Raw genomic sequence first — 5,288 nt, 5'->3', positions numbered from 1 at the left:
ATCTTAATATTTGAGGATGGCATCATCTGTTAAAATAACTAAGCGAGGAGTCGGCTCTGTGGGAAGAACCCTATAAGCAGCACCAGGAAGCGGTTACCGTCTTTCCCCGAATTGTGGAGCTCTGTGAATCGAAGAAGGTCAGGAGCCTGATTGTGCCAGGCTCCTGGCTCCTTGTTTGCAACAGGAAGAGCCTTGATCGATGTATCGCCTGGACTTTGAGACAATGAAACAGGTCATGCGCGAACATCGCAAAACCGGACTCCTCTATGCCGATCTCCCCTTGGGAGTCCCGGGGATGCCGGAGCCATGCCGTGTTGAGATCATTCTACGTGCAGGGCAGATTGTTTCCTGCTTCTTCGTCGGCAAGAGTGGGCGGCGCCTGAAAGAGGAAGATGCTTCGCCAAAGCTTGCACGCCTGGGAAAGCTCGACTGGACTTTTATCCCTCAAGAGGAAGTTCCCATTGAGTCGCAGGCTGTGCCTGGGCAGGTGAGAAACACGCCCACAGGGCCCTTAGCTTTCCCGCAGCGCCTGCTGCATCTAGAACAGTGGCAGATGGTTGGCTGGTCGCGCATGCATCGCATGGTCTTTGCTCTGGCTGACGGAACCCGTTCTGTCGAGAAAATCGCTGAGATTCTCTCGACCTCTCCCGAGGCGGTGCGTGCTGTTCTGCGCGATCTCCAGGCGATCGGCGTGATCCGCATGTAGCGCCGTGAGAGGGAGGTTTCGCGATCAGCTGAGCTGACACTGCCAGGCACAAAGGCGCAGCTTCCTAAGCAGAGAGAGCTTTCTGGGAGAAAGGTGTCTAATGCGCTTTTCTTTCCCAATGCATATTTCCTGGCTGGTTGCCCAGCTATTCAGTTCTACCTGTCTTGCGAAAACAAGGAAGGAAAGGCTTCCCTATGAAAAGGATCACCATTGCTGATCTCGATACCCAGAGTACTGATGCGGAAGTGCCCAGTTATCTGGCCTCCGACCACCGTGAGAACCGCTGGCTGCGTTGGTGGTACCGGCTGGCCTCCCCCGCGGTGCCGCCAGCCTCGGCCTCCTTCCAACGTCGCGAACTCTTCCGGCGCGGGCGGACTGGCAGTCAGATCCTGCCTGCCCTTTACCTCCTGCTCATTGTGGCTCTTCCTGCCGGCTTTCTCGGCACCAATTTCTACCTGGTGCCCATCGTCATCGTCTGTTTCTTTATGCTGGTTATCGCGACGATCTTGAATCGTCTTGGCTTTGTCAATGCTGCCGGCTTCGTTGTGGTTTTGACCTTTATGTTCTTCCCTATCGCCGATATTGTAACCACCCCTGGCGGCATTAACATGATGGATCTGCCAGTTTTTGGCATGCTGATCCTCCCATTGGTCTGTGCAGTCTCTTTCCTGGCCCCCTGGTGGGTTTTCGTAGTCGCTCTGATCGACTGTCTCTTTACCTTCTTTGCTCTGACTCAGCTCCCCCAAACGCCCGAGCTGATGGGTATGCTTCAAATCAACTTCACCGGCATCATCAGCCCTATCCTCATCAGCCAGATGATCATCTCAGTCGTGGCCTATGTCTGGGTTAGCAGCACAGTACACGCTCTGGCACGTGCTGACCGCGCGGAAGAGATTGCTCGTCTGGAGCATGACCTGGCTTTGCAGGCTGAGGCCGCTGCCCGGCAGAAGGAGCAGCTGGAAAACAGTATTCAGAAAATCGTGGAGACCCATACCCGGGTGGCCAATGGTGACTACAGCGCTCGCGTTCCGCTAACAGGCGACAATGTACTCTGGCAGATCTCTGGTTCACTCAATAACTTGCTAGCTCGCATGCAACGCTTGCATCAAGACTCTGCTGAACTACAGAAGATGAAGCAGGGCCTCTATCAGCTGCGCGAGGAGAACAGACGCTTGCGAGAGGCCGTGCTGGCCCTTCAGCAGCTGCGCGAGGATGAGGGACGCCCGCGGGGAATCTCGTCCCCTCTCTCGCAGTTTTCGCCCGACGATCCCAGGAAGCCGATGTGGAACACCGGTGACGAGCACTTCTGAAGGCAGCCTGTCACCTGACCAGGGCTGGATTCTCCTCCAGCTCCTTGCCTGCTATCTCTTTGCGTCGCTGGGTCCGGTGCCACCTGAAGCAGCATGAAGACCGGCTTGATTGCCCCTGCCACGGCTGATGCTCGTTGGACGCAACTGCGCTCAGATCCTCGCTGGGCCAGGTCGGCCTCCTGGAACTGAAACAAAGGCATGGCTCATGCGTATCTTCTCTGTGGTATCATACGTACCGTTAGTAAAAAACCGGGCGGCATGCTCCACGAGCTGGATGCTGAGATGGGCACCCGATGAGTTCTTTTGTCGACTACTATGCTGTGTTGGGGATAGAGGCCGGCGCCTCTCCCGCTGAGATCAAGGCTGCTTTCAAAAAGTTGGCGCTTCGCTATCATCCTGATGTCTATAAGGGCGAGGATGCTGAGGAGCGCATGCGTCTGATTCTGGAGGCCTATCAGACGCTCAGCGATGCTGAACTAAGACGAGCCTACGATGAGCGTCGCCGGCAACAGCTTGGCCTGGCAAGAGCCGATCACTCCCCACATGCGGGGGATGAGGGCCCCAGCTCTGCTAAAGCGGCTAAAGCTGAGGTTTCCCCGCAGGCCCGTCGCGATCGCCAACGCTATTATGATTTCCCCGCGCTGGATGGCCCGGCGACCATCTATCTAGGCCAGATCATCTATAGTCTCGACGCTGAGCAGGCGGCCACCTTGAGAGAGCAGGGGCTGCTGCGCGGCAGCGTCAGCGGTGGCCAGGCTCGCAAAGATGGAGTGATCCACTTGCGCCTCTCGACGGCTGTGGGGGCACCAGAGGGTGATGTTTGCTACTGTCATCGCTGCCACCATCGCTGGTCTGCTCCCACGGGAGTAGTATCGGCTCCAGCTCAGAGGGTGGCCTGTCCTCGTTGTCAGGCTTATGACTGGGCGGAATATCTGCTGTTGCGCTGTGTTCACTGTCGGGCTGTCTTCGAGAGTGAGCAGATTCGCTATGAGATCGGCGGCTATCGCTACGGTGGGGGCAGGCTCTGTCAACCCTACGAGCTTTTTCCGCTCTGCCCTTATTGCGCGCGCCCTCACTGGTGTCCTGCTGAGGATGCGCGTCTTGAGCGGGAGCGCGCAGCGGCAGCGCGACGGCGTGGTCTCTCTTTTCTTCTGGCGCTGGTCTTCCTTCTCGCAGTGGTTGCGGCACTGAGCTTCATGGCTCTGACCACTCTCATCCATTAAGGGAGGGAGGCCGGCCTGGCGCTGGTCGCCGTGCGCTCCGGGCTTCTTCCTCCCCGCCGCCCAAGGGATTCGGCCAGAAGTGTATGGCCTAGCAGAGGGAAAGAAGAGACATGTCTGCCTTGCCTTTAGAGGGGATTTATCCACCGGTTCCGACGTTTTTCACTCCTGACGAGGAGCTTGACCTGGCGACGCTGGAGAACCACCTTCGCTGGCTGGCCGAGAGCGATATCGCCGGTTATGTGGTCCTTGGCTCGAACGGAGAAGCGCCCCATTTGGCCAGCGAGGAGCGCGAACTGGTCATTCGCACGGCACGTCAAGTCATTGACCAGCTGGCCCACCCAAAAGAGATGACACATTCCCGGCTCCAGTTGCTCGCCGGCTGTGGTGAGCAGTCAACGCGGGCTACCATCGCTGGCTGTGAGCGAGCGGCTCGGGCGGGGGCCGATGCTGTGCTGGTGCTACCTCCCTTCTATTTCCGAGGGCGGATGACTGGAGCGGCGCTGCTGGCGCATTATCGGGCAGTCGCTAACTATTCTCCCCTGCCCGTCGTGATTTACAATATGCCGGCCAATACGGCAGGTCTGGATATGGAGGCGTCGCTGATTTGCCGTCTGGCCGAGGAGCATCCCAATATCATCGGCCTCAAAGATAGCGCTGGCAATATTGCCAAGCTGGCTCAGATCGTTGGCCAGCTGGATGCCAGCCGCCCCGATTTCGCTGTGCTAGCTGGCAGCGCTGGCTTCCTGCTACCGGCGCTGGCGGTCGGAGCGCGGGGAGGAGTACCTGCCCTGGCCAACGTTCTGCCACAGCAGGTTTGTCGTGTCCAGACTCTTTTCGCTTCCGGCTGTCTCGAAGAAGCGCGCCGCCTACAAGCGCGCCTGGTAGCACTCAATACCCTACTGACCACAACCTATAGTGTAGCCGGGCTTAAGGCCGCCCTGCAGCTTCTCAGAGGCTATGGAGGCCTGCCACGCTCGCCGGTCTTGCCTCTGGACGAGCAGGAACTCGCCCAGCTGAGGGCCGCCCTGGCTCCTTTTGTCGGCGAAGGCCTATCCAACGACTAGCCATCCTCCTCTCCAGGCTCAGGCGGAGGAGCGGCGCCGTGAGCGTACGCTCCTCCGCTGCCACTGATTGGCCGGACAGAGCGGCGAGAGCTGCGAGTCTCACGGGCGTGGGATGCGCTACTCCACTTGGCAGATCGATCGGAGTAGCGGCCCATGCCCTTCAGTGCCAGAGCTAGCTGCTCTCCTCGACAGTGAAGGTGGCCACCTGGGCGAGTTGAGCGTCGCTGCAGTCAGAGGTCGTGCACCAGTAGATCTCGACTGCTCCCTGACCGGCCAGGTTGTAATAGCCGGCGAAGTAGCCTGCGTCGTAGCTTGATTTCACTTGCAATATTTTATTATCAAAGGCATGTACATCATTAAGATACCATTTGGCCACCATATAGCCGCTGTTGCCACTCTTTATTTGGAAAGTTGCATAAATGGTTTGGTGCGTTTTAAAGGTTGAGGCTAGATGGGTTGGCGTCACATCGTTCACCTGATCGGCCATCTGTACTTTAGTGACGATGGCGCTGGCCGAGGGAGCAATGGGCGAACCGGATGGTGAGGGACCTTGCTGGTTAGAGGTGGTAGGAGCCACGGTGGTTGTTGGGGTCAGCGAGCTACTGGCTGTGCTCTCCTCTGCCGAAGCTGTAGCAGCGATAGCGGTTGCAGTCGCGTTAAGGCTACTAACTACATTATTAGAAGCATTACGGGCTATAATGAAGAAAGTGCCACAGCAGGCAGCGACGATGACCAGCAGCACCGCGCCGACGATGAGCAGCACCTTGCCAAGGTTGCTCTTGCGTGGTGGGGTAGGAGGTGGGCCGTAGGGGCCTGGGCCGCTGGGTGCATAGGGCCCGACAGGGGGAGAGCTGTAGGGATCGGTAGGTATGTTTGGCGAGCCATAGGAAGAACCTCCCTGGGGGCCGTAGTGAGTAGCCGGCGGCGGAGGGGGAGGAAGGGGAGTCCCCTGGGGTGGAGTAGCGGCCACAGTAGGGTCATAGGG

Annotated in this window: 4 protein-coding genes and 1 pseudogene; 4 read left to right on the top strand and 1 reads right to left on the bottom strand. The window is 58.3% G+C overall.

Features of this window, described 5'->3' with window-relative positions; genetic code table 11:
* The first annotated feature begins 199 nt into the window (after positions 1-199).
* The 4 genes from IRZ31_RS19945 to IRZ31_RS19930 all read left to right on the top strand — a co-directional run bounded on the left by IRZ31_RS19945 (position 200) and on the right by IRZ31_RS19930 (position 4,303).
* Positions 200-706: a hypothetical protein gene (locus tag IRZ31_RS19945; RefSeq protein WP_297157067.1), complete on the top strand. Its 507-nt coding sequence runs from the start codon at positions 200-202 to the stop codon at positions 704-706.
* 194 nt (positions 707-900) lie between these two features.
* Entirely contained in the window at positions 901-2,016 is a 1,116-nt protein-coding gene (locus IRZ31_RS19940) for a hypothetical protein (RefSeq protein ID WP_297157064.1), read from the top strand.
* 293 nt (positions 2,017-2,309) lie between these two features.
* On the top strand, positions 2,310-3,239 hold the full coding sequence (locus IRZ31_RS19935; RefSeq protein WP_297157061.1) for a J domain-containing protein: 930 nt from the start codon (positions 2,310-2,312) through the stop codon (positions 3,237-3,239).
* Positions 3,240-3,349: 110 nt separating this feature from the next.
* Positions 3,350-4,303 (top strand): dihydrodipicolinate synthase family protein, encoded by a 954-nt coding sequence (locus IRZ31_RS19930; RefSeq protein WP_297157058.1) that lies wholly within the window; start codon positions 3,350-3,352, stop codon positions 4,301-4,303.
* Between the two features lie 172 nt (positions 4,304-4,475).
* Here IRZ31_RS19930 and IRZ31_RS19925 read toward each other — a convergent pair.
* Positions 4,476-5,288 (bottom strand): annotated as a pseudogene (locus tag IRZ31_RS19925) (hypothetical protein); the annotation flags it as partial.

The sequence above is a fragment of the Thermogemmatispora sp. genome, from assembly GCF_019683635.1.
Classification (GTDB): Bacteria; Chloroflexota; Ktedonobacteria; order Ktedonobacterales; family Ktedonobacteraceae; genus Thermogemmatispora.
Note: the sequence above shows the minus strand (reverse complement) of the source record. Positions and strands in the feature narration are given on the sequence as shown.

Coding starts and splice junctions, on each gene's coding strand:
- IRZ31_RS19945 (WP_297157067.1), top strand. CDS start 200: ATGTATCGCCTGGACTTTGAGACAATGAAACAGGTCATGCGCGAACAT.
- IRZ31_RS19935 (WP_297157061.1), top strand. CDS start 2,310: ATGAGTTCTTTTGTCGACTACTATGCTGTGTTGGGGATAGAGGCCGGC.
- IRZ31_RS19940 (WP_297157064.1), top strand. CDS start 901: ATGAAAAGGATCACCATTGCTGATCTCGATACCCAGAGTACTGATGCG.
- IRZ31_RS19930 (WP_297157058.1), top strand. CDS start 3,350: ATGTCTGCCTTGCCTTTAGAGGGGATTTATCCACCGGTTCCGACGTTT.